This is a genomic window from Streptomyces sp. NPDC057136 (assembly GCF_042670885.1).
Classification (GTDB): domain Bacteria; phylum Actinomycetota; class Actinomycetes; order Streptomycetales; family Streptomycetaceae; genus Streptomyces.
The window spans coordinates 27640-50336 of record NZ_JBHUUV010000032.1 but is presented as its reverse complement, the minus strand read 5'-3'; the positions used below and the strand labels follow the sequence as shown (position 1 = coordinate 50336).

Sequence of the window (22697 nt, the reverse complement as noted above, 5' to 3'; positions counted from 1 at the left end):
TTGCCCACTTGACCCGACTCACTCACAAGGCAAGGTGCGTACGGCGGGGAGCGGGCCATCCCGGTCAGGCGCCTGAGCGGGGGCGTCGGCCGGGGATGCCAACTGCCGTCAACTACTACCGTCAACGCCCCCGCAGCGGCTCGCTGCGGGGGCGTTCTGGCTGGTGGGCGCGGACGGTTTCGAACCGCCGACATCTGCTTTGTAAGAGCAGCGCTCTACCCCTGAGCTACGCACCCGTGGATGAGGCAACAGATTACATGGCTTACGGCCCCTCCCCGCAAACCGGTTCCCCGTTCCCCTGGTCTTCCCCAGGTCTTCCCCGCGCCCCGGAAGCGTGCGGGGGCTATCCCCACCCCCAAGACGGTAGCCGTCCGGATGCCTCCCGGATGGTGCGAGTACATACGGTGAAGGCACACCGGCGGCACTATCGGGGGGACCGACCACCATGACCTTGCGTACGCGCACACTCACCAGCGCCCTCGGCGCCACCGGCGGGGTTCTTGTGCTTGTTGCTGCCCTCAGTGGGTGCGGGGGTACCGATGTCGACGATGCTCCCGCCGAGCGCAAGTCGTTCGCGCTCGGCGGCAAGGCGCTGACCATTGATTCCGAGAACTCCAGTGTGGAGCTCGTGCCGGCCGATGTGCGGCGGGTCGAGGTGACGCGGCGGTTCGATGGGTGGGTCGTGCTGGGGAACGGGCCCGAGGCCGTCTGGGAGATGAACAACGGGGTCCTGCGCCTTCAGGTGAAGTGCGACGCGATGATCAGTAACTGCGAGGCGCAACACCGGGTGAAGGTGCCGCGTGGGGTGGCCGTGACCGTGAACGGGGACAACGGGAAGGTCACCGCTTCCGGGTTCGATACGCGGCTCGATCTCGCGTCCGACAACGGCGAGGTGGTGGTCCGGGACTCCAGTGGGCCGCTGAAGCTGGAGAGCGACAACGGTGAGGTCGTGGCGGAGCGGATCTCCGCTTCGTCCGTGAACGCCCACTCGGACAACGGTTCCGTGCGGCTGATGTTCACCAGCGTGCCTGCGCTGGTGGAGACCGTCAGCGACAACGGGGGGATCACCATCGAGCTGCCCGAGGGCGAGGACACGTACGCCGTGACCGCCGAGGCCGACAACGGGGACGTATCCGTGAAGGTGCCGCGTCGCGACGACAGCCCGCATGTGGTGCGGGCGCGCAGCGACAACGGCGAAGTCACCGTCCGAAGCGCGAACTAACCGACCCGTGTGTTCGTCCTTACCTGGTGGGAGAATGAACCGGGCAGGGCGAAACGGCACGGGAGAGGGATGTGACGGCGACACACGCGCGGCCGCAGGCGAAAGCGGGTGGGGGTTCCGTCGTCCGGGATGTCCTGACACTGATGCTGTTTCCGGTCCCCTTGCTGGCCGCCGCGCTGCCGGCGGCCTTCGCGGGCGGAGGTACGCGGCGTTGGTTCGGCGGGCGCGGGGGCGAGAATCAGCGGGCCGACGCCCAGGCGGCGAAGGATGCCGCCGCAGCCGCCTTCTACGAGCTCGACACCGCGCAGCGCGATCTGCTGATCTCCATCGAGACGATCACCGCCGTGGACAGCTCGCCCCGGGCCCGTAAGGCCGTCGACGACTTCGCCGCGCTGGGGCGGCGGATCGACGAGGTGAGCCATGGGTACATCACAGCCGTCGACGCGCACGACCTCGACCGGCACGATCTGGAGCCGTCGGTCGCCGCCCACGCCCTGACCGAGCTGACGAAGGCGAAGGACGAGCTCGTACGGGTCAAGGGCGAGCTCGACCGGTTCGCTCAAGGTCTCGGGCCGCTGCTCGGCAGCGCCGAGACGCAGCTCGCCCGGCTCGCACCCGCCGTGGAGCGCGCACGGCAGGCGCTGCTCGGGGCGAGCAATGCCCTCGATGCCGTACGGGCCTCCGGCCTGCGCGCCGACGACCTAGCGGCGCGGCTGGCGGCTCTCGCGCCGGAGCTGACGCGGCTCAATCAGGGCGCCGGCCGGCATGGCGTGCCGGAGACGCTGCAGCGGGCCGACCAGGTGCTGCGGGACGCCGAGGCCGTACGGGCGGAGGCTGACCGGCTTCCGGAGCGGGCCGCCGAGATCGGCCGGCGTCTGGTGTCGCTCCGTACCCGCGCCCAGGCACTGACAACGCGCGCGCGCTCGGTCGAGCCGGTCCTGAGCGAGCTGCGGCGCCGGTTCTCGGCCGCGTGCTGGCAGGACCTCCAGCCCGTTCCCGAGCAGGCCGCGGTGAATATCCGGCAGGCCGAGGAGAAGCTCACGGAAGCCACGAAGGCCCGTGACGAGCAGCGGTGGGCCGATGCGACGGCGCAGCTGAGCACGGTCCGCGCCCTGCTGAACGCGACGGACGAGGCGGTGTCCGCCGCCGGTGACCGCTTGCAGCGGCTGAACGCGGTGGCGAAGGACCCGCAGCAGGAGATCCAGCGGACCCGATTCGCGATCCGGGACGCCCAGCGGCTGGCGATGGACGGGCGCAACACCCCCGATCCGCGCCATGCCCGGCCGCTGGACGACGCCGTGTCCCGGCTGGACCGGGCCGTCGCGGGGCTGGAGGGGCGCCACCCGGACTACTGGCACTTCCTGACCGAGACCGAAGACGTACGCCAGTCCGTGGCACGCGTGGTCTCGGGCATCCGTGAGGAGCGCGGGGCCGGGGCCTGAGGCAGGGCGGGCGGGCGGGAGAGGCGGGCGGGAGACAGGAGGGGTGGCCCCTTTTCTCTACGCTTGTCCCCGGCCGTCCATGGGCCGATCCTGGAAGTAGGCAGGAAGGTCCTCGCAGTAGGCAGGCAGGTCCTCGCCCGTACGACGCGCCGTATCCGCCTGCGGCCGAAGGAGGCTCGTATGGCCCTTCACGTCCCCCATCTACGGCATGGCCCGACTCCGTCGGGCGTACGCAGCAGGACCGTGCAGCTCGATGAGCATCTCCCCCTCGATCACCGGCTCAACCAGGTCTACCGGGTCGGCGCCGGGCTCACCGGGCTCGTTCTGCTCGTGTTCGGCATCCTCGGTCTCATCGACAAGGTCGGTTTCTTCGATACCGGTGGCGACACCGTGGCGAGCCTCAACACCAACGGCGCGCTCAGTGTCCTGTCCATCTGCGTCGGGCTGCTGCTCTTCGCCGGAATGGTGATCGGCGGCAATGTCGCCTCGACGCTCAACATGGTCCTGGGGATCGCGTTCATCCTGAGCGGGTTCGTCAACCTCGCTCTGCTGGACTCCGACTTCAACTTCCTCGCCTTCCGCATGCAGAACGTGCTGTTCAGCTTCGTGGTCGGCCTGATGCTGATGTTCTTCGGCATGTACGGACGAGTCAGCGGCCGCCTTCCGCACGACAACCCGTACTGGCAGGCCCGTCACCCCGAGCAGGCCGCGCGCGAAGCGCGTCGTCGGCCGGCTCCGCGGATGCCGGAGGTTCGGCGGTAGCGGCGTGGGTGCTGTCCCTGGGCTCTACCCTTGGACCATGCCTCGCTATGAGTACCGCTGCCGCCCCTGCGGCGACACGTTCGAAGTCAGCCGTCCGATGGCGGAGTCCTCCGCCCCCGCCACCTGCCCCGCCGGGCACGAGGACACCGTGAAGCTGCTCTCCGCCGTCGCCGTGGGCGGCGCCGCCCAGTCCGCGCCCGCACCGGCCGGTGGCGGGGGCGGAGGCGGTTGCTGCGGGGGCGGTTGCTGCGGCTGACGGATGTATGAGCGGGGCGGCGCTACCTCTTGCGCGAGAGCGTCAGCCCGCCCGCGACCGTGAACAGCACGCTTTCCGCGGTCCCCGCTACCGGCGCCGCTCCGCACCCGCGGCCCCGATGAACCGGCGCAGGATCTCCTCCCCCGCCGCGATCCCCGTCTCGCCCAGCACCTCGACGTTCGGAGCGGTCCACCCGTTGTCGGCGAGTTCGCCGTGGCCGGGGCGCCAGGCGCGGTCCGCCGCGAGCAGCAGGTCCGCGTCGAGGAGCGAGTCACCGGCGGCGAGGGTCAGTGAGGCGCCGCAGCGGCGTGCGACCTCGTTCATCGCGGCGCTCTTGGTGAGCGGCCTGGGTACGGCGTAGATCTTGCGGCCCTGGAGCGAGACCGTCCAGCCCCGGCCGTCCGCCCAGTCCGCCAGTTCCTTCACCCAGCCCTCGGGAAGCAGCGAGCGCTCGACGACGAGATACGCGAAGACGTCTTCGGCGATCCGTTCCTTGAGGAGCCAGGCGGGGTCGGCGGCGGCGACGAGGTGGGCCCTGACCTCGGCGAGGGAGGCGCATTCGTCGGCGAGCCGGGCCGCGACCTGCCGCTGCCAGTCCCGGTCGGAGACCCCGTCGACCAGGATGTGTCCGCCGTTGGCGCAGATGGCGTACTGCGGGGCGGGGCCGGGGAGATGGATGCGGTGGTACTGCTCGCGGGTGCGGGTGGTGGTGGGGACGAACACCGTGCTGCCGCTCAGTGCTTCGAGCAGCGCCCCCGCCGTCTCGGTGACGTACGACAGCGGCTTGTGCCCGTAGATCTCGACGCAGAGCAGCCGGGGGGCTTCCGCGTCCGGCATGGGCAGATTGAGGGCCGCGGCCGAGTAGATGAGGGTGCGGTCGAGGTCGCTCGCGACCAGCGTTACCTGTGTGCTCACTTGCCCGTCACCGCCCTGCCGTCCGCACCGGTGGCACCGCGGGTGAACCGCGGGTGGATCAACCCCACGCAGGTGTACGGGAGTTCGTCGACCTCCTCGACCGGTACGCCGCGCTGTTCGGCGAGAAGTCGCACGTGGTCGAGGTCGGCGCCCGCGCCGCGCTTGGCGAGGATCTTCCAGGGAACGCGGCGCAGCAGTACGCGTGTTGTCTCGCCGACACCCGGCTTGACGAGGTTCACGTCGTGGATGCCGTACTCCTCGCTGATCCTCTCGACGGCGGCCCAGCCCTCCCAGGTGGGGGCGCGGTCGGCCGCGAGGAGCTCCTTGACGTCGGCGTCCACCGCGTCCACGACCTCGCCGAAGCGGTCGGCGACCGTGTCGATGAAGTGGCCGGACACATCGGTGCCGGCGAGCTCGCGGTAGAACTTCGCCCCGTGGAAGTCGTCCGGGCCGACCAGGTCGGAGCGCAGGACCGTACGGGAAATGAGGCCGGAGACCGTGGAGTTGAGGCAGGCGGAGGGTATGAGGAAGTCCTCCCGTGTGCCGTAGGTCCGGACGCAGCCACCGGGGTCGGCCAGGACCGCGATCTCGGGATTGAAGCCCTCGAACTCGGCGAGGGCGGCGGCGAGTTCCCTCGTGATGGCGCCCTTGCCCGTCCAGCCGTCGACGAAGACGACGTCCGCCGGGTCGTGGTGGGCCGCCAGCCAGCGCAGGGCGTTGGCGTCGATGCCCCGGCCGCGCACGATGGAGACGGCGTAGTGCGGCAGGTCGAGTCCGTAGCGGTACTGGGCCCAGCGGCGCATCAGCACGCCCACGGGAGTGCCGGCCCGGGCCAGGGAGACCAGGACGGGGCGGGGGGACCGTTCGGCGAGGACGGTCTCGGTGACGGTGCCGACGGCCCGGGCCACCCGGGCGGCCGAGGTGTCGAGCGCGGCCTTGAAGAGGTCCTGGTACTGCGGCGTCGGCTGGTATTCGACGGGAAGCGACTCGGCGTAGTGCGCGCCACCGCTCTGTATCGCTTCCTCGCGCTCCTCGGTGGGCGCTTCCAGCTCGGTGTCCGAGAGGTCCTGGAGCAGCCAGCCGACGTCGCCCCCCGCGTAGGAGGAGAAGGCGGGGCCTCGGAGGGGCTCGGGCAGCATGGGGGGCTCCTGCCGTTCGACGGCGCGGGACGGGGCGTACGAAGGGACCACGGCCAGCAGTACGTGGTCGGCGTGTGCGGCGAGCCGGGCCAGCAGACCGTCGGGGGCGTGCAGTGCGGGGGTGTCCGCGGCGGAGTCCACGACGGCCACGACGGCGTCGAAGCCGGCACCCGCGACGTTGTACGCGTACCGGTCGCCGGGGCCGTCCGCCGGATCGTCGTGGGCCGGGAAGACCAGCCGGCTGCGTATCGCGTACCCCGGGTTATCGAGGGCGAGGACCGGGGAGCGCGTCGTGGTGGAGTACCGCACCTCGGCGGCTGAGACCTCCTCCAGGGCCGTGCCGAGGCGGAGCGGGGCGTACATCAGCTCCTCGAAGCCGAGGACGAGTACGCGCCGGGCGTCGCCCAGTGCCTCGTCGATACGGGCCGCCATGCCCGGCAGGGCCGCTTCCAGGGTTGCGCGGTGCGCCGGGGTGAAGCCGTGCCGTCCACCGTCGGGGACGCCCGAGGGCCACGCCAGCTCGATCCGGGTAGGGTCGCGCTTCGCGGGCTCGTCGTCCCCTGCCTCAAAAGCAGACGCTGCCGACTCCTGGGCCGCCACCAGGCTCTGCCCCCGCTCCAGCACACCGTCCGGCAGGAGCACCGTCCCGACGCTTCTGGCCACCAGGTCGACGCGGGCGCCGATCTCGTCGGCGAACTCGGCCAGCCGCCCCCGGTCCGTCGCCGAGCGCATGTCCGCCAGCGCCACGATGACGTACCGCTCACGGGGATACAGCTCGTGCAGGGCCCGGATCGTGTTGAGCACGGTGTTGCCCGTGGAGAACTCGTCGTCGACCAGTACCAGCGGCGCATCGGAGGGGGTGGGCGACAGCAGGGCCGGGTCCTCGGGAAGCAGCAGGTGCGAGGTGGCGTGCGAGTGCGACTCCTCGAAGCCGCCCGCACGGGCCACACCCTCGACGGGCCGGCGCGTCGAGTGGAGGTACGGCGCCACACCGAGCCCGTCCGCCACCGCGTGGCCGAGGCCGGTCGCGGTCTCCGCGTACCCCAGGACGACGGCGTGGCGGGCCTCCGCCTCACCAAGGAGGTCGCGTACCCGCTCCCCCAGCTCGAAGCCCGCCCCGTAGACCACGGAGGGCTTCTGCGGTACGTGCTTGCCCAGCACGTTCGATACGAGCAGGTGTGCCCGCTTGGGGTTGCGGCGCAGGGCGAGACCCAGCAGGTCCCGGAGCTCCCCGTCGCCGACGAGCTCGACTCCCAGCCGCTCGGCAACCCAGCTGCCCGTCCACACCACGTCCACTGTCTCTTTCCTCGTTGCGCGCTCGCTCATCGATACGCGCTCAGTCCGCCAGGCCCGCGGCCAGCAGCTCCACGAACCCGACGTCTTCCTTCGCCACACCGAAGACCTCGGCCCGCTGCACGGTGCGCTCGGCCCATGCGCGGTGCGGCTTCACTTCGTTCATCTTGTTCGTATACGCCGACCGGAGCACTCCGCCGCCACCGCGCTCGGGCCGCAGGATGTCCCGCGCGTCGCTGAACTCCTCGTGGCTGACCACGGACAGCGCGTGCACGGGCAGCACGTGGGACGGGTGGATGCAGGTCTTGCCGAGCAGCCCGTTGGCACGGTCCAGCTCGATCTCGCGCAGCAGTCCGTCCAGGTCGTGTTCGATCAGGGCGGTACGCAGTTCCTCGGCTCGCCCGGCGAAGGGGCTGCGGCGCAGCTGGGGCTTGAACATGCGCTCCTGGAGCCTGAAGTACTCCCACACCGGACCGGTGATCGTGAAGCCCGTGCCGTCGGCCCGGCCCAGCACGTTGACGACGTCGCCGATGACGGCGCTGACGATCTGGACGTCGTACGCCGTCATGTCGGAGGCCCGGCGCAGACCGTACGCAGAGCAGAAGTCGGTGACGCCGAGCCGCAGTGCGAGCACCCGCTCGCGGTACTTGTTCACGGTGCGGGAGATCCCCTGGAGGACTTCCGCCCGGGTCTCCAGGTGCAGCAGCTCCGGTGACTCCAGGACCGGCATCGCGAAGAGCCGCCGCCCGGTTGTCGCCTCGGCGCTCACGAGCGCCTCCAGAAAGAGGACGCCGCGCTCCTCCGTGAATTTCGGCAGTACGAATCCGGACAGCAGCCGGACCGAGCCGCCGAGCCGGCTCACCAGGTCGGTGATCTGTTCGGGGGCGCGGACCCGGATGAAGAGCAGCGGCGTCTCCGTGCCCCTCGCCGCGAGGTCCGCGAACTGCCTGACCAGGTTCGCTTCGCCGTCCGCCACCTCGGCGTCGTCGATCGAATCCTCCAGGCACAGCACCATCGAGACGACTCCGCGACCGGCCTGCTTGACCACGTCGTCGGCCAGGGTCGGCCGGGTCGCGGGGCTGTAGAGCGTGGCCCCGAGGGCCGCCGAGAGCATGCGGGCGGGAGAGTCGGCGTCGAATACGCACGGCTCCTGGAAGAACAGGCCCTCCCGGACAGCGGGCGAGATATGCCCGAAATGACGCATGTGATCCCCCGTACTTCCTGACCGGCCGGACAACGTATGGCCGGTAATAGTACGTACGGACGGGTGTCGGCAGTTCCCCAGAGGCATGAATTTCGGGTAACCCGTCCATTACGCGCACTCCCCGCGAGTTACCGCCACTCCACCCGTAACGCCTCCGCGGGGGCCGCCACCGAAACCCGTCGGGCCCCCGCGTTGTCCGTTCGGCCTGCCAACAGGCAGGATGACGGGCATGACGCACGCGATGCTGAAGGGCTCGAACGTCCCCCTCGATGCCACGGCCGTACGGGCCGTGCTGCGCTGGACCCCGGGCGCCGGCGTCCCCGATGTGGACGCCTCCGCCCTGCTGCTCGGCGCCTCCGGCCGGGTGCGTTCCGACGAGGACTTCGTCTTCTACAACCAGCCCCGGCACCCCTCCGGCCTGGTACGACGCCTGCCCAAGCGCAGCGTCCCCGAGGGGCTCACCGACACGATCGAGGCGGATCTCTCCTCGCTCGACCCCTCGGTGGACCAGGTGGTGATCGCCGCGTCCTCCGACGGGGCGGCGTTCGAACGGGTCAGGGATCTGCGCATCCTGCTGTACGACGCCGCGTCGGCCGACGGCGATCCGATGGCCGTCTTCGACGTCCGGGCGGAGACCGGCGAGGAGACCGCCATCATCTGCGGCGAGCTCTACCGGCGTGGTGAGGGCTGGAAGTTCCGGGCGGTCGGGCAGGGCTATCCGACGGGCCTCGTCGGACTCGCGACGGCGTTCGGTATCTCGGTCGACGAGACGGCCACGGAGCCGGCCCCCGAGCAGGACCAGGCGTCCGCACCCGCTCAGGCCGCACCCGTGCCCGCGCCGCCGTTCCCGCCCGCGCCCGAGCTCGCCCCCGACGCCCAGGCCACGGTGCAGCACCAGCAGCCCGCGTACGGATACCCGCAGCCTGCCGGGCAGCACTCCGCCCCGCCCCAGCCCGCCTACGGCTACCCGCAGCCGGCCGCCGCCCCGCCCGCGTACGGCTATCCGCAGCCCGCCGCAGCGGCGGCGTACGCGCCGGACCCGAATTTCACGCTGCCCCCGCAGGGCCCTCAGTTCGTCAGGTCCTGAGCAGGACTGAGCAGGACTGAGCAGGTCCTGAGCCACGCGTGGCGTCCCGGGCGCCGTCACGCCCGGGTCTTGTAGCCGCGCCCCCACTGCATGCCGAAGCCGTACAGCCGGTCCAGTTCCGACTGGAAGCCGTATACGAACTTCACCTCGCGCCGCACGATCAGCTCGTCCTTGATGTTCTCGACGGTGAACACGGCGCAGGACCGTGCCTGCGGGGCCCTCTCGTCGAGCTCGATCTCTATCCGGGGGCCGTTGCCCGGATAGAGCGTCACCTTGGCGTGCGTACGGTCGAAGGCCGGCGTCTGGTCGTAGATGTAGACGAAGAACAGCAGCCGCTTGATCTGGTCGCGCTGGTCGAGGTTGACGTACACGGTCTCCCCCGACGGCGCCCCGAAGCGGTCGTCGCCGCTGAGCCGGATGTACGGCGGCCCGTTCAGATCACCGATCAGATTGCCCAGGGGCTGCACCACGCCCCTGGTGCCGTCCTTCAGCTCGTACATGCAGCCCAGGTCCAGGTCGACGTTGACCACGCCCTGGGTGTGCGCCTGGACGACATCGGGCTGGAAGAGCTTCATGGGACGCAGCAGCCGCCCGCTTTGCCGCGACCTGCCCTCGATGTCCGAGCTGCGCATCCTCCAGGAGAGGTTGACGCGGAGATTTCCGGACAGGGCGCCCTGTTTGTTCAGTGAGACCGTGGCATGCCGCTTGGAGAGCACGATCGAGTTCGTCGCGGAGTTGCCCGCCTCGAACACCGCTTCCCGCCCCGGCCACAGGCTGTCCCAGAAGGCCATCCCAACCCCCCACATTTCCGGTTGTGCCCGGGTGGAGCCGCCGACTGGGCTCCAGGCGTCCCGGGCGTCGTCACAGCCCCCGTACGTCACTGCGGGGCGGCCCCGGGCCGGTTCCGGAGAACCGCCGCCGTGTGGGCCGCCCCGCAGAGAGCGTTCCTCATTCCCTACCGGGTCACACCCCGGAGGAGACTTCCGCCTTGGAACCGGAGCTGTCGCCCCCGTCGCCTTCTGCCGCGTCGATCGCCTTGTTGCGGCGGACCGACGACCAGAAGGACCAACCGATCAGCACGACGCCGACGAGGCCGGTGATGATCTCGTTGATCTCGTACTGGATGGTGACGAGCAGGATGACGGAGAGGGCGCCGATCGCGTAGTGCGCGCCGTGCTCCAGGTAGACGTAGTCGTCCAGCGTGCCCTGGCGGACCAGGTAGACGGTGAGCGAACGGACGTACATGGCACCGATACCGAGGCCGAGGGCCATCAGCACGATCTCGTTGGTGATGGCGAAGGCGCCGATGACACCGTCGAACGAGAAGGACGCGTCGAGGACCTCGAGGTAGAGGAACATGAAGAACGCGGCCTTGCCGGCGAGAACGACCGCGGAGACCGGATTGCCGGCCTTCTTGGCCTCTTCCTCGGCCTCGTGCTCGCGCTCCTCCTCCTCTTCGAGCTTGTTCTCGAAGAATCCCGAGAGCCCACCGACGACGAGGTACGTGATGAGGCCGGCGATGCCGGACAGCATGACCGTTTCCGCCTTGTCCGCGTGACCGCCACCGTGCTGGTGGGCGTGGGTCGCGAAGGTCATGGCGGAGATCATCAGGATGATCAGCGCGACACAGACCGACAGCATGTCGACCTTGCCGAGCTTGGCGAGGGGGCGCTCGATCCAGCGCAGCCACTGGATGTCGCGGTCCTCGAAAATGAAGTCGAGGAAGATCATGAGCAGGAACATGCCACCGAAGGCGGCGATCGACGGATGCGCGTCCGTGACCAGTTCCTTGTACCTGTCGGGGTCGTTGAACGACAGGTCGATGGCCTCGATCGGCCCGAGATTGGCACTGATGGCGACGATCACGACGGGGAAGACCAGCCGCATACCGAAGACCGCGATGAGCACACCGACCGTGAGGAAGATCTTCTGCCAGAAGGCATTCATCTTCTTCAGGATTCCGGCGTTGATCACCGCGTTGTCGAAGGACAGCGAGATCTCCAGGATCGACAGGATGGCAACAATGCCGAACGCCTGCCACCCCCCGTAGAACACCGCTGCGACCAGGCCGAGCGCGGTAATCGCGAACGACCAGCCGAAGGTTTTCAGAATCACTGGCACCCCATCGTGTTTGTACGGACCTCCCCCGGTGAGTGAGGGGCTCCCCCGCGTGTACGCGGCTTTACGAAACGTTGACCCCGAAGTCTAGAGCGATGCCTCGTAGCCCCGACGCGTACCCCTGCCCGACTGCACGGAATTTCCACTCCCCGCCGTACCGGTAGAGCTCACCGAAGATCATCGCGGTCTCCGTGGAGGCGTCCTCGCTCAGGTCGTACCGCGCCAGCTCCTGGCCGTCCGCCTGGTTCACCACGCGGATGAACGCGTTGCTGACCTGCCCGAACGTCTGCCCCCGATTGTCCGCCTCATGGATCGACACCGGGAAGAGGATCTTGTCGCAGTGCGCGGGCACCTGGTCGAGGTGCACGATGACCGACTCGTCGTCGCCCTCGCCCTCCCCCGTGAGGTTGTCGCCCGTGTGCTCCACGGAGCCGTCCGGGCTCGTGAGGTTGTTGTAGAACACGAACCACTCGTCACCGAGCACCCGGCCCGACTGGCACAGCAGCGCGCTGGCGTCGAGGTCGAAGTCGGCTCCGGTGGTGGATCGTGCGTCCCAGCCGAGCCCGACCAGCACCTGGGTGAGGTTGGGTGCGGCCTTGGAGAGGGAGACATTGCCTCCCTTGGCGAGCGTGACGCCCATGTGTGTCCTCCCCGTGTCGATGGATGAGAACGTCAGGCGCCGCACATCGTGCGGCGCCTGACGGGAAAAGCTGGTGTGACTCAGACGTTCACGCCGAAGTCCTGCGCGATACCGCGCAGACCCGAGGCGTAACCCTGGCCGATGGCGCGGAACTTCCACTCCGCACCGTTGCGGTACAGCTCGCCGAAGACCATCGCGGTCTCCGTCGAGGCGTCCTCGCTCAGGTCGTAGCGCGCGAGCTCAGTGTTGTCTGCCTGGTTCACCACGCGGATGTACGCGTTGCGGACCTGGCCGAAGCTCTGCTGGCGGCTCTCGGCCTCGTAGATCGAGACCGGGAAGACGATCTTGTCGACGTCGGCAGGGACCCCGGCGAGGTTCACCTTGACGACCTCGTCGTCGCCCTCGCCCTCACCGGTGAGGTTGTCACCGGTGTGCTCGACGGAGCCGTCGGGGCTCTTCAGGTTGTTGAAGAAGACGAAATTGCCGTCGTTGCCCACCTTGCCGTCGACACCCGTCAACAGCGCGCTGGCGTCGAGGTCGAAGTCACCGCCGGTGGTCGTACGGGCATCCCAGCCCAGACCGACGATGACCGCCGTCAGGTTGGGCGCGGCCTTGGTCAGCGAGACGTTGCCGCCCTTGCTGAGGCTGACTCCCACGAGTCCTCCCATAGTTTTAAGGGGCCGGCAGAACCAGCTTCCCCATCGTGCGTTGGCATCGGATCAACGAATGGATCCTAGTGACCGGTTCCCTGCCAAAACAGGCTTTTGGCGGGGCGGCGCCAGGAGATCTCCCGGATCGGGGACCGACCGGGGAGCAGGCGGGGATCAGATCGAGTCGAGGGCCTTGATGTAGTCCTTGAGGTCCCGCGCGTCCGGCAGACCGTTGACGACGCTCCAGCGGACCGTGCCGTCCTTGTCGATGACGAAGGTGCCGCGCACCGCGCAGCCCTTCTCCTCGTCGAAGACGCCGTACGCCCGCGAGGTCTCGCCGTGCGGCCAGAAGTCCGAGAGCAGCGGGTACTCGAGGCCCTCCTGCTCGGCGAAGACGCGCAGGGTGTGGATCGAGTCGTTGGAGACGGCGAGCAGCTGGGTGTCGTCGTTCTCGAACCGGGGCAGTTCGTCGCGCAGTGCGCAGAGCTCGCCCGTGCAGACACCGGTGAAGGCGAACGGGTAGAAGAGCAGCACGACGTTCTTCTCGCCGCGGTAGTCGGAGAGCTTCACGGTCCGCCCGTGGTTGTCCTTCAGCTCGAATTCCGGGGCCTGGGTGCCGACCTCGATCGCCATGAAACGCGTCCCTTCAGTACTCCACCGCATACCCGGACCGGTCCGTCCGGGTGTCCCCACCCTATGCAGTGGCCCTGCGCGCACCTGTACGAAGGCCCCCGGCGGCGTGATGCCGTCGGGGGCCCCGGGTGGTGGGAGAGGGTTCAGCGCTTGGCCTTGGCCCCCTTGGGGGTGACCAGACGGCTGCCCGTCCAGTCCTTGCCCGCACTGATGCTCTTGGTCTGGGCGAGACCGGCTGTCTGGGCAGCCTCGTTGATGTCGCTCGGCTCGACGTATCCGTCACGGCCGGTCTTAGGCGTCATCAGCCAGACCGTACCGCCGTCCTCGAGCAGACCAATGGCATCCACCAGCGCGTCCGTAAGGTCGCCGTCCTCGTCGCGGAACCAGAGCAGGACAACGTCTGCGACGTCGTCGTACTCCTCATCGACGAGTTCCTGGCCGGTAGTGGCCTCAATGCCCTCACGGAGCTCCAGCTCGACGTCGTCGTCGTAGCCGATCTCCTGGACCACTTGTCCGGGCTCGAACCCCAGGCGTGCTGCCGGGTTGGTCCGCTCCTCCGCGTGGTCCGCGGTCGCGCTCACGGGTTGCCTCCTGATCATGTTTCGGAAAATGCTTCACCCACGCGCGTACGCGGGGCGTTGGCCGTAGTCCACACGGGCTCGGCGAATCGCGCAAGTACCCAGCCCCCGAGACCGCCTAAACGGTGACGTTCCCTGCCACGTCGCCGCAACCTCCGGCCGGTCTCCTGCGGGGCCCTCGATAGCGCCAAGTCCGTTTACGTCCTTCCTCAGCTTATGCCGTTTCGATCCGCCAATCGGAGTCGAACAGCCTTTGGGAACGCTTGGACGGGTTGGGCGTATGGTTGCGGTTTGGCCCGACCCATCCTTCGACGCCCATACTCGTGCCAGGGTGCGAGGCTTCAGAACCTCGCGGTTACCCCACGGTAGAGATGACGTTTGCGCCCTCGCGGTACACGATGGAGGCGGCGCACAACAGATGTCCCGGGGGTCCGTTCCCCGTAACCAGGCCCCGTAGAGCAGCACCGAACAGCGAAGGAACAGCGTGGCTTCCGGATCCGATCGCAACCCGATCATCATTGGCGGCCTTCCGAGCCAGGTCCCGGATTTCGATCCCGAAGAGACCCAGGAATGGCTCGACTCCCTCGACGCCGCCGTCGACGAGCGGGGCCGTGAGCGTGCCCGCTATCTGATGCTCCGGCTCATCGAGCGCGCGCGCGAGAAGCGCGTCGCCGTGCCGGAGATGCGCAGTACGGACTACGTCAACACGATCGCCACGAAGGACGAGCCGTTCTTCCCGGGCGACGAGGAGATCGAGCGCAAGGTCCTCAACGCGACCCGCTGGAACGCGGCCGTGATGGTGTCGCGCGCCCAGCGTCCCGGGATCGGCGTCGGCGGCCACATCGCCACGTTCGCCTCCTCCGCGTCGCTGTACGACGTCGGTTTCAACCACTTCTTCCGCGGCAAGGACGAGGGCGACGGCGGCGACCAGATCTTCTTCCAGGGGCACGCGTCCCCCGGGATCTACGCCCGCGCGTTCCTGCTCGACCGGCTGAGCGAGGCGCAGCTCGACGCGTTCCGCCAGGAGAAGTCGAAGGCTCCGAACGGCCTGTCCAGCTACCCGCACCCGCGGCTGATGCCGGACTTCTGGGAGTTCCCGACCGTCTCGATGGGCCTCGGCCCCCTCGGCGCGATCTACCAGGCCCGGATGAACCGCTACATGGAGGCGCGCGGCATCGCCGACACCTCCAAGTCGCATGTGTGGGCCTACCTGGGCGACGGCGAGATGGACGAGCCCGAGTCGCTGGGCCAGCTGTCCATCGCCGCCCGTGAGGGCCTGGACAACCTCACCTTCGTGGTGAACTGCAACCTCCAGCGCCTCGACGGCCCGGTCCGCGGCAACGGCAAGATCATCCAGGAGCTGGAGTCGCAGTTCCGCGGCGCCGGCTGGAACGTCATCAAGCTGGTCTGGGACCGCACGTGGGACCCGCTGCTCGCGCAGGACCGCACGGGCATCCTGGTCAACAAGCTGAACACCACGCCGGACGGGCAGTTCCAGACGTACGCCACCGAGACCGGTGCGTACATCCGCGACCACTTCTTCGGCGACGACCCGCGGCTGCGGGACATGGTCAAGGACATGTCCGACCACCAGATCCTGCACCTGGGCCGCGGTGGCCACGACCACAAGAAGGTCTACGCGGCGTACGCGGCGGCCAAGGCCCACAAGGGCCAGCCGACGGTGATCCTGGCGCAGACGGTCAAGGGCTGGACCCTGGGGCCGAACTTCGAGGGCCGCAACGCGACCCACCAGATGAAGAAGCTCACGGTCGAGGACCTCAAGCGCTTCCGCGACCGGCTGCACATCCCGATCACGGACAAGCAGCTGGACGAGGGCTACCCGCCGTACTACCACCCGGGCCGCGACTCGGAAGAGATCCAGTACATGCACGACCGCCGCCAGGGTCTGGGCGGTTACGTCCCGACGCGCGTGGTGCGGGCGAAGCCGCTGGCCCTGCCCGACGAGAAGACGTACGCGACCGCGAAGAAGGGTTCGGGTACGCAGTCGATCGCCACGACCATGGCGTTCGTCCGCATCCTGAAGGACCTCATGCGGGACAAGGAGATCGGCAAGCGTTTCGTGCTGATCGCGCCCGATGAGTACCGCACCTTCGGCATGGACGCATTCTTCCCGAGTGCGAAGATCTACAACCCGCTCGGTCAGCAGTACGAGGCCGTGGACCGCGACCTGCTCCTCGCCTACAAGGAGTCGCCGACCGGGCAGATGCTGCACGACGGCATCTCCGAGGCCGGCTGTACGGCGTCGCTGATCGCCGCCGGATCGGCGTACGCCACACACGGCGAGCCGCTGATCCCGGTCTACGTCTTCTACTCGATGTTCGGTTTCCAGCGCACCGGTGACCAGTTCTGGCAGATGGCCGACCAGCTCGCGCGCGGCTTCGTGCTGGGTGCGACCGCCGGTCGTACGACGCTGACAGGTGAGGGTCTCCAGCACGCGGACGGCCACTCGCAGCTCCTCGCCTCGACGAACCCGGGCTGTGTCGCGTACGACCCGGCGTTCGGGTATGAGATCGCGCACATCGTCAAGGACGGTCTGCGCCGGATGTACGGGGGGACGCCCGAGGAGAACGAGGACGTCTTCTACTACCTCACCGTCTACAACGAGCCGATCCAGCACCCGGCCGAGCCCGCCGACGTGGACGTCGAGGGCATCCTGAAGGGCGTGTACCGCTACAAGAGCGGCGAGAAGGGCCAGATCCCGGCCCAGATCATGGCGTCCGGTGTGGCGGTCCCGTGGGCGGTCGAGGCACAGCAGATCCTCGCCGACGAGTGGAACGTCAAGGCGGACGTCTGGTCGGCGACCTCCTGGAACGAGCTGCGCCGCGAGGCCGTGGACGTGGAGCGGTACAACCTGCTCCACCCCGAGGAGGAGCAGCGCGTCCCGTACGTCACGTCGAAGCTCTCCGGTTCCGAGGGCCCGTTCGTCGCGGTCTCGGACTGGATGCGTTCCGTACCGGACCAGATCTCCCGGTGGGTTCCCGGCGCGTACCAGTCGCTGGGCGCCGACGGTTTCGGCTTCGCCGACACCCGTGGCGCGGCCCGCCGCTTCTTCCACATCGACGCCCAGTCGATCGTGCTCGCGGTGCTCACCGAGCTCGCGAAGGAGGGCAGGATCGACCGGTCCGCCCTGAAGACGGCGGTCGACCGTTACGACCTCCTGGATGTGGCCGCGGCCGATCCGGGCCCGGCCGGCGGCGACGCGTAAGCAGACAGATAGCGAAGGGGCGGCGGGACCGGAAGGTCGCGCCGCCCCTTCGCCGTGTCCGGGTCAGCTCTCCCAGATCTTGAAGGCCCTGACCTGGTACGAGGACCTGGGCACCCAGGTGCCGCCGCCCGGGTACGTCTCGAACTCACCGGTCTCGGCGCACTCCGCCGACTGGTAGGTGGTGACGGGCCGCCCGGTGCGGTTGGCGAGCGCCTGGGCCTTGGTGCCCGCGGGGAGCGGGACGCAGCTGTCGACGTCGACGGTGGACAGCTCGTGGACCTGGCGGGCGCCGGTGAAGTCCGGTTTCTTCCAGAGACAGAGCTGCCCGGCGTCACAGGTGCCGAGTTGGACGGGTGCGGCGTGGACACCGGTCGGCGGGATCAGTGCGGTGGCGGCCAGTGCGGCCGCAAGGACAGTGGTGCGCATGATGGTTCGTCCCCCGTGGTCGTGCGGATCAGTTGTCCGCACCCTGACCTGCGGGGCAGCCCCGGGGGAAGGGGTCTCGGGCGGCGCCACCCTGATAGGGGTTTCTGACGCCGGGCACAAAGAAATCGCCGGACGGGCCATGGAGCCCGTCCGGCGATCGGGGAGAGGAGTGCGGCCCGGAGGCCGAGCGGACCTAGATGTGTCCGGCTCCCGCGCCCGCTTCGGCGTTGTCGCCGCGCTTGGTGAGGGTGGCGACCAGGGCCGCTCCCACGGCGACGATCCCGGCGACCATGAACGCGGTGCTCATGCCCGACACGAACGTGTCGTGCGCGACGCCCGCGATCTTCGCGGCGACCTCCGGCGGGGTGCCGGGGGCGATCGGCGGCATACCGACCTCGACGGCCGACGACGCCTTCTCCAGCTGCTCGGGGGAGACCGGCGGAAGCTCCGCCTCCGCCCAGTTGCCGGCCAGCTTCGAGTCGACCTGGGAAGCCATGATCGCGCCGAGCACCGCCGTACCGAGGCTGCCACCGACCTGCATCGCGGCCTGCTGGAGGCCACCCGCGACGCCGGAGAGCTCCATCGGGGCGTTGCCCACGATGACCTCCGTGGCGCCGACCATGACCGGTGCGAGACCGAGGCCGAGCAGACCGAACCAGATCGACATGGTCAGCGTGCCCGTGCCGATGGTCAGCTGGGACATGCCGAAGCAGGCGACAGCGGTGCACACCATGCCGCCGACGAGCGGCACGCGCGGACCGAACTTGGTGATGAGGACGCCCGCGAGGGGCGAGGCGACGATCATCATTCCGGTCAGCGGCAGCAGATGCAGACCGCTGTCGACGGGGCTCATGCCGTGCACGTTCTGCAGATAGAAGGTGACGAAGAACAGCCCGCCCATGAAGGCGAAGGCCATCAGCACCATCAGGACCACACCCGCCGACAGCGGCAGGGACTTGAACATGGCCAGCGGGATCAGCGGCTCGCGCACGTTCTTCTGGGAGAGCGCGAAGACGACGAAAAGGATCACCGCGGCGCCCAGGAAGCCGAGCGTCTTGTAGTCGCCCCAGCCCCACTCCGCACCCTTGATGAGGGCCCAGATGAGGCAGAACATCGCCTGGGACAGCAGCACGATGCCGCCGATGTCGAAGGATCGCGGGGCGTTCTCCGCGCGGTGGTCCTTGAGGATCACCAGGCCGAGGACGACCGCGACGACACCGACCGGCACATTGATGAAGAAGACGGACTGCCAGCTGACGTGCTCCACGAGCACGCCACCCAGGATCGGGCCACCGGCGGTCGACGCGCCGATCACCATGCCCCAGATGCCGATCGCCATGTTCAGCTTCTCGGCCGGGAAGGTGGCGCGCAGCAGGCCGAGCGCGGCCGGCATCAGCAGGGCGCCGAAGAGACCCTGGAGCACGCGGAACGTGATCACCAGGGCGACGCCGTCGGAGAGGCCGATGGCGGCGGACGCCGCGGCGAAGCCGACGACGCCTATCAGGAAGGTCTGGCGGTGACCGAAGCGGTCACCGAGCTTGCCTGCGGTGATCAGCGACACCGCGAGTGCGAGCATGTAGCCATTGGTGATCCACTGGACGTCGGCCAGCGAGGCACCGAGATCCTTCTGGATGGCGGGATTGGCGATCGCGACGATCGTGCCGTCGAGCGCGACCATCATCACGCCGATGGCAACGGCGAACAGCGTCAGCCAGGGGTGGCCGCGAAGACCCTTGGCCGGGGCTGGGGAAACCGTCTTCTCCGGTTCCCGCGACGCCTTCTCAACGGTGGTCTGACTAGTCATGCGCTGGAGATTAGTGTCAGCCACTGACAGTTGACAAACGGATTCACAACTCGGTAACTGTCCCGTAGCCCACAGGCCATCCAAGCCGGTCGAGGCATCAGGTCGCAGCGTCAGAAAGAGAGCCGATACGTGCCAGAAGGGCAGAAAGCCGAACCTCCGGCCGGGCTGCGTGAACGCAGGAAACAACGCACCCGTGACGCCCTGCTGAACGCCGCCCTGGAACTCTTCACCACGCAGGGCTACGACCGGACGACCGTCGACGAGATCGCCGAGGCCGTCGAGGTCTCCCAGCGCACCTTCTTCCGCTACTTCGCGAACAAGGAGGAGGCCGCTTTCGCCGTACAGACGATGGTCGAGTCCCGCTTCCTCACGGAGCTGCGTCAACGCCCCGCCGCAGAAGCCCCTTTCGAGGCGATGCGCCGGTCCGTCCTGTGCGCCTGGAACAGCATCGGCGAGGCCATCGAGGCGCTCATCCCGATCGACCTCCACATGAGGACGTACCGGATGATCGAATCGACCCCGTCGCTCATCGCCGCCCACATGCGCCGCGGTGTCGCCCTGGAGGACGAGATCGCCCAGCTGATCGCCCGGCGCGAAGGGCTCGACATGGAGACCGATACGCGCCCGCGGATCGCCGTCGCCGCGTTCGCCGCGGTGATGCGGGTGGCCGGACAGCAGTGGGGCCAGGGGCACGACACCAGCATGGAATCGCTGCGGGTCCTGACCGAGGAGTACCTGGACCACCTCGGTCCCGCGCTGGCCGAAAACTGGCGGACCCCGCCAACCGGGGCCTCGGCCCAGTAAGACCGGTCGGTCCAAGTTCCGGCTCCGGGTGTGCCGCACATCTCAGGGTCTCCGCATGGCGGACCTCACACACGGCCGGCCAGGCAACCCGCATCCCGCGCCAACAGGGCGTCAGGCGCACCGCAGCGTACGCGGGGCACACACGCAGTGTGAGGAACGGCGGCCGAATTCCTCGCCAACGGGTGATGCGTGTCACCCCTGCCACGGGCTCCGGCGCGCGTCTCCTAGGGTGAGGCTCAGTGACTTCCTTCGACTCCTCCCCCACGCTCACCGCATGGCGCGCTCTGCTCGCCGTCGCGGTCGTGTTCGTGATGCTGGCGACCACCGGGTGGACCGCCGTGCGTCAGCAACGCTCCGACGAGCCACGCGAGATCGCGCTGGCCTCCTGGGCCCAAGGACGGATAGCCGGTCACGCCCTGCCGGACGTCGGTTCGCCGCCCTACCGGCTGGCCCACTTCTTCGCCACGCTGACCGCCCGGCAGCAAACCACGCTCGCCGACACCTACCCGCTCGTCGTGGGAAATCTGAACGGCGCCCCGGTGACTCTGCGCTACCACGCCAACCGGCAGGCCCTGCAACAGGCGAGGGCCGTGGAGCAGCGGCGGATGCACGACACGAGACTCTCGCCCGGCGGCCGTAACGAGGCGCTGCGCAGGTTGGACCGCTTCCGTTCGATGCTCGCGAACGACCGCCACATCCTGGCCTTCGACCCGTCGGGCAAGGGACTCGCCGCAGAGGTCTTCGGCGATCTCGACACGGCGAGCCGGGTCTCGGTCGTGGTCCCCGGTGTCGATACGAATCTGCTGACCCTGGAGCGCTCCGGCCGGAAGTACTCGGCCCCTGTCGGCATGGCGCAGTCGCTGTACGCGGCCGAGCGCGCCGCCCGCCCCGGTACCCGTACCGCGGTCATCGCGTGGGCCGACTACACCTCCCCCGCCGGGATCGGCGTGGACGCCGCGCTGGGCCGGCTGGCGAGGGCCGGGGCGGTGCGGCTGAACGCGCTGGTCGACGTGTTGCCGGGCACCTCACGCGTCTCGTTGTTCTGCCACAGCTACGGCTCCGTGCTGTGCGGGGTCGCCGCGGACGACCTGCCGTCACGGGTGACGGACATCGCGGTCGCGGGCAGTCCCGGCATGCGGGTGGAGCGGGCGGAGCAGCTGGACACCGGGGCCAGGGTGTGGGCGATGCGGGACCACGACGACTGGATTCAGGACGTGCCGCATCTGGCGGTCGGCGGCATCGGTCACGGCGCCGATCCGGTCGATCCGGAGTTCGGTGCGCGGATCATGTCGGCGCGGGGCGCGATCGGGCACAGCGGCTATTTCGAGCCGGGCACGGAGAGCCTCAGCAACTTCGCGGCGATCGGCGTGGGCGCCTACGACTCGGTCAGCTGCGCGAGCGGCGACGGCGCCTGCCACAGCGGGATTTCCGGCGAGCGGAACTCCTGACGCGCGTAGAGCGCGGTACCTGAGCCGAATTGCGGCTCGCTTCGAGGGGGGACGTGGGGGCCGGTGCCGCATACGATGAGGCACATGGGTGATGTGCTGGCCGGAATTCATGCCACCTGGGAGTTCGACACCGACTCCGTGCTCATCCGCTTCGAACGGGGTATCCGCACGCCGAAGCTCTTCCAGAGCCTGCGTGAACGTCGCGTCCCGCACGCGGCGTTGTCGTCGGTGACGCTGACCCCGGGCAAGCGGGGCACGGTGGTTCTGCACGCGGTGCCGCGACCCGGTGCCGATCCACTGCTTGAGGCTGCGGCCGGGCAGCTGAAGGACGGCTGCGATCCGTACCGGCTGGTGCTTCCCGCCGAACGCGAGATGCTCGCCGAGTACTACGCGGACGAGCTGCGCGCCGTGCTGGGGCCGGACGCGGCACAGCCCGCCGACCGGTTCATGGTCGCGGCGCCCGAGGCCCCGATGAGCTTCAAGGCGTACGACGGCCGGGCCGGCTTCGACGGTGACCGGATCTCTTTCCGGTGGTCCTGGGCCGGTGCGTCCAGCGCCAAGTGGAAGGCCGGCGACCAGACGTTCCCGGTCGGCGAGCTGTGCGGCGTCGAGTGGCGTTCGCCCGAGGCGTTCGACGGCTATCTGCGGCTCGTGCCGCGCACCGCGGTGACGGACTCCGTCATGGCGGGCCCGGTGGACGCGCCCGGTGAGACCTACGGAGGAGTGGGCGGGGCGCAGGGCCTCCGGGCCGCTGTCCGCCCCACACAGGCGGACCAGGACCCGGCGGCGGTCGTCTTCGGTCTCGGCTACGGCCCGGTGCACGAGTCGCTGCCGTTCGCCGCCGCCGTACTGGAATCCGTACGCCGCCGTCAGGCGACGCCCGCGACGGCGCCCGCCGCCCTGGTCGGCGCAGGGCGGCGCGATCCGGCGGACATCGCCGAGCGGATCAGACACCTGGGGGAACTGCACCAGGCGGGGCTGGTCACCGATGACGAGTACGGCGCGAAGAAGGCGCAGCTGCTCTCGGAGCTGTAGCGGGGCCCGGGGCAC

At 69.1% G+C, this 22697-nt stretch carries 20 protein-coding genes and 1 tRNA gene; 9 read left to right on the top strand and 12 right to left on the bottom strand.

Annotated features, from left to right (window positions below; genetic code table 11):
• Positions 1 to 161 precede the first annotated feature (161 nt).
• Positions 162 to 236: transfer RNA gene (locus ACFT7S_RS29720), tRNA-Val, on the bottom strand.
• 209 nt (positions 237 to 445) lie between these two features.
• On the opposite strand from ACFT7S_RS29720, the gene ACFT7S_RS29715 reads away from it, so the two are divergent.
• The 4 genes from ACFT7S_RS29715 (at position 446) to ACFT7S_RS29700 (ending at position 3682) form a co-directional block, all read left to right on the top strand.
• Positions 446 to 1222 carry a DUF4097 family beta strand repeat-containing protein gene (locus ACFT7S_RS29715; protein WP_382737141.1) on the top strand — a complete coding sequence of 259 codons (777 nt, stop codon included), beginning with the start codon at positions 446 to 448 and terminating at the stop codon, positions 1220 to 1222.
• 71 nt (positions 1223 to 1293) lie between these two features.
• Complete coding sequence (locus ACFT7S_RS29710; RefSeq protein WP_382737139.1) at positions 1294 to 2664, top strand: hypothetical protein; 1371 nt, start codon at positions 1294 to 1296, stop codon at positions 2662 to 2664.
• A 180-nt stretch (positions 2665 to 2844) separates the two neighbouring features.
• Positions 2845 to 3426, top strand: a complete 582-nt coding sequence (locus tag ACFT7S_RS29705; protein WP_382737137.1) for a DUF4383 domain-containing protein — start codon at positions 2845 to 2847, stop codon at positions 3424 to 3426.
• Between the two features lie 37 nt (positions 3427 to 3463).
• The gene (locus ACFT7S_RS29700; protein WP_382737135.1) at positions 3464 to 3682 is read left to right on the top strand and encodes a zinc ribbon domain-containing protein; all 219 of its coding nucleotides are present in this window, start codon (positions 3464 to 3466) and stop codon (positions 3680 to 3682) included.
• Positions 3683 to 3769: 87 nt separating this feature from the next.
• On the opposite strand, the gene ACFT7S_RS29695 is transcribed toward ACFT7S_RS29700, so the two are convergent.
• Genes ACFT7S_RS29695 through ACFT7S_RS29685 form a run of 3 tightly spaced genes read right to left on the bottom strand, consistent with a single transcriptional unit; the run spans position 3770 to position 8233 of the window.
• Positions 3770 to 4597, bottom strand: coding sequence for an HAD family hydrolase (locus ACFT7S_RS29695; RefSeq protein WP_382737133.1), 828 nt, complete (start codon positions 4595 to 4597; stop codon positions 3770 to 3772).
• Positions 4594 to 7062 (bottom strand): phosphoribosyltransferase, encoded by a 2469-nt coding sequence (locus tag ACFT7S_RS29690; RefSeq protein ID WP_382737131.1) that lies wholly within the window; start codon positions 7060 to 7062, stop codon positions 4594 to 4596. The genes ACFT7S_RS29695 and ACFT7S_RS29690 overlap by 4 nt, the downstream gene beginning before the upstream one ends.
• A 10-nt stretch (positions 7063 to 7072) precedes the next feature.
• Entirely contained in the window at positions 7073 to 8233 is a 1161-nt protein-coding gene (locus tag ACFT7S_RS29685; RefSeq protein WP_382737129.1) for an HpcH/HpaI aldolase/citrate lyase family protein, read from the bottom strand.
• 229 nt (positions 8234 to 8462) lie between these two features.
• Here ACFT7S_RS29685 and ACFT7S_RS29680 point away from each other — a divergent pair, with 229 nt between their 5' ends.
• The gene (locus ACFT7S_RS29680) at positions 8463 to 9320 is read left to right on the top strand and encodes a TerD family protein (protein WP_382737128.1); all 858 of its coding nucleotides are present in this window, start codon (positions 8463 to 8465) and stop codon (positions 9318 to 9320) included.
• Positions 9321 to 9376: 56 nt separating this feature from the next.
• On the opposite strand, the gene ACFT7S_RS29675 is transcribed toward ACFT7S_RS29680, so the two are convergent.
• The 6 genes from ACFT7S_RS29675 to ACFT7S_RS29650 form a co-directional block, all read right to left on the bottom strand.
• Entirely contained in the window at positions 9377 to 10111 is a 735-nt protein-coding gene (locus ACFT7S_RS29675) for a Tellurium resistance (RefSeq protein ID WP_382737127.1), read from the bottom strand.
• Positions 10112 to 10283: 172 nt separating this feature from the next.
• Complete coding sequence (locus ACFT7S_RS29670; RefSeq protein ID WP_382737125.1) at positions 10284 to 11435, bottom strand: DUF475 domain-containing protein; 1152 nt, start codon at positions 11433 to 11435, stop codon at positions 10284 to 10286.
• Between the two features lie 67 nt (positions 11436 to 11502).
• Complete coding sequence (locus ACFT7S_RS29665) at positions 11503 to 12078, bottom strand: TerD family protein (protein WP_382737124.1); 576 nt, start codon at positions 12076 to 12078, stop codon at positions 11503 to 11505.
• An 80-nt stretch (positions 12079 to 12158) separates the two neighbouring features.
• Positions 12159 to 12734: a TerD family protein gene (locus tag ACFT7S_RS29660; RefSeq protein ID WP_185302899.1), complete on the bottom strand. Its 576-nt coding sequence runs from the start codon at positions 12732 to 12734 to the stop codon at positions 12159 to 12161.
• A 168-nt stretch (positions 12735 to 12902) separates the two neighbouring features.
• The gene (locus ACFT7S_RS29655; protein ID WP_382737122.1) at positions 12903 to 13361 is read right to left on the bottom strand and encodes a peroxiredoxin; all 459 of its coding nucleotides are present in this window, start codon (positions 13359 to 13361) and stop codon (positions 12903 to 12905) included.
• A 143-nt stretch (positions 13362 to 13504) separates the two neighbouring features.
• Positions 13505 to 13942, bottom strand: coding sequence for a DUF3052 domain-containing protein (locus ACFT7S_RS29650; RefSeq protein ID WP_030564649.1), 438 nt, complete (start codon positions 13940 to 13942; stop codon positions 13505 to 13507).
• Between the two features lie 481 nt (positions 13943 to 14423).
• Between ACFT7S_RS29650 and aceE the strand changes: the two genes are divergently transcribed.
• The gene (gene aceE, locus ACFT7S_RS29645) at positions 14424 to 17165 is read left to right on the top strand and encodes a pyruvate dehydrogenase (acetyl-transferring), homodimeric type (protein ID WP_382737121.1); all 2742 of its coding nucleotides are present in this window, start codon (positions 14424 to 14426) and stop codon (positions 17163 to 17165) included.
• 63 nt (positions 17166 to 17228) lie between these two features.
• Here aceE and ACFT7S_RS29640 read toward each other — a convergent pair whose 3' ends face one another.
• Together ACFT7S_RS29640 and ACFT7S_RS29635 are read right to left on the bottom strand one after the other, a co-directional pair.
• Positions 17229 to 17591 (bottom strand): peptidase inhibitor family I36 protein, encoded by a 363-nt coding sequence (locus ACFT7S_RS29640; RefSeq protein ID WP_382737119.1) that lies wholly within the window; start codon positions 17589 to 17591, stop codon positions 17229 to 17231.
• 193 nt (positions 17592 to 17784) lie between these two features.
• Complete coding sequence (locus tag ACFT7S_RS29635; protein WP_382737118.1) at positions 17785 to 19395, bottom strand: MFS transporter; 1611 nt, start codon at positions 19393 to 19395, stop codon at positions 17785 to 17787.
• Between the two features lie 129 nt (positions 19396 to 19524).
• Between ACFT7S_RS29635 and ACFT7S_RS29630 the strand changes: the two genes are divergently transcribed.
• The 3 genes from ACFT7S_RS29630 (at position 19525) to ACFT7S_RS29620 (ending at position 22682) form a co-directional block, all read left to right on the top strand.
• A complete protein-coding gene (locus tag ACFT7S_RS29630; RefSeq protein WP_382737117.1) occupies positions 19525 to 20199 on the top strand; it encodes a TetR family transcriptional regulator in 675 nt (224 codons plus the stop codon).
• 239 nt (positions 20200 to 20438) lie between these two features.
• Positions 20439 to 21647, top strand: a complete 1209-nt coding sequence (locus tag ACFT7S_RS29625; RefSeq protein WP_382737115.1) for an alpha/beta hydrolase — start codon at positions 20439 to 20441, stop codon at positions 21645 to 21647.
• Between the two features lie 84 nt (positions 21648 to 21731).
• Entirely contained in the window at positions 21732 to 22682 is a 951-nt protein-coding gene (locus ACFT7S_RS29620) for a DUF4429 domain-containing protein (protein WP_382737114.1), read from the top strand.
• Positions 22683 to 22697: the final 15 nt, after the last annotated feature.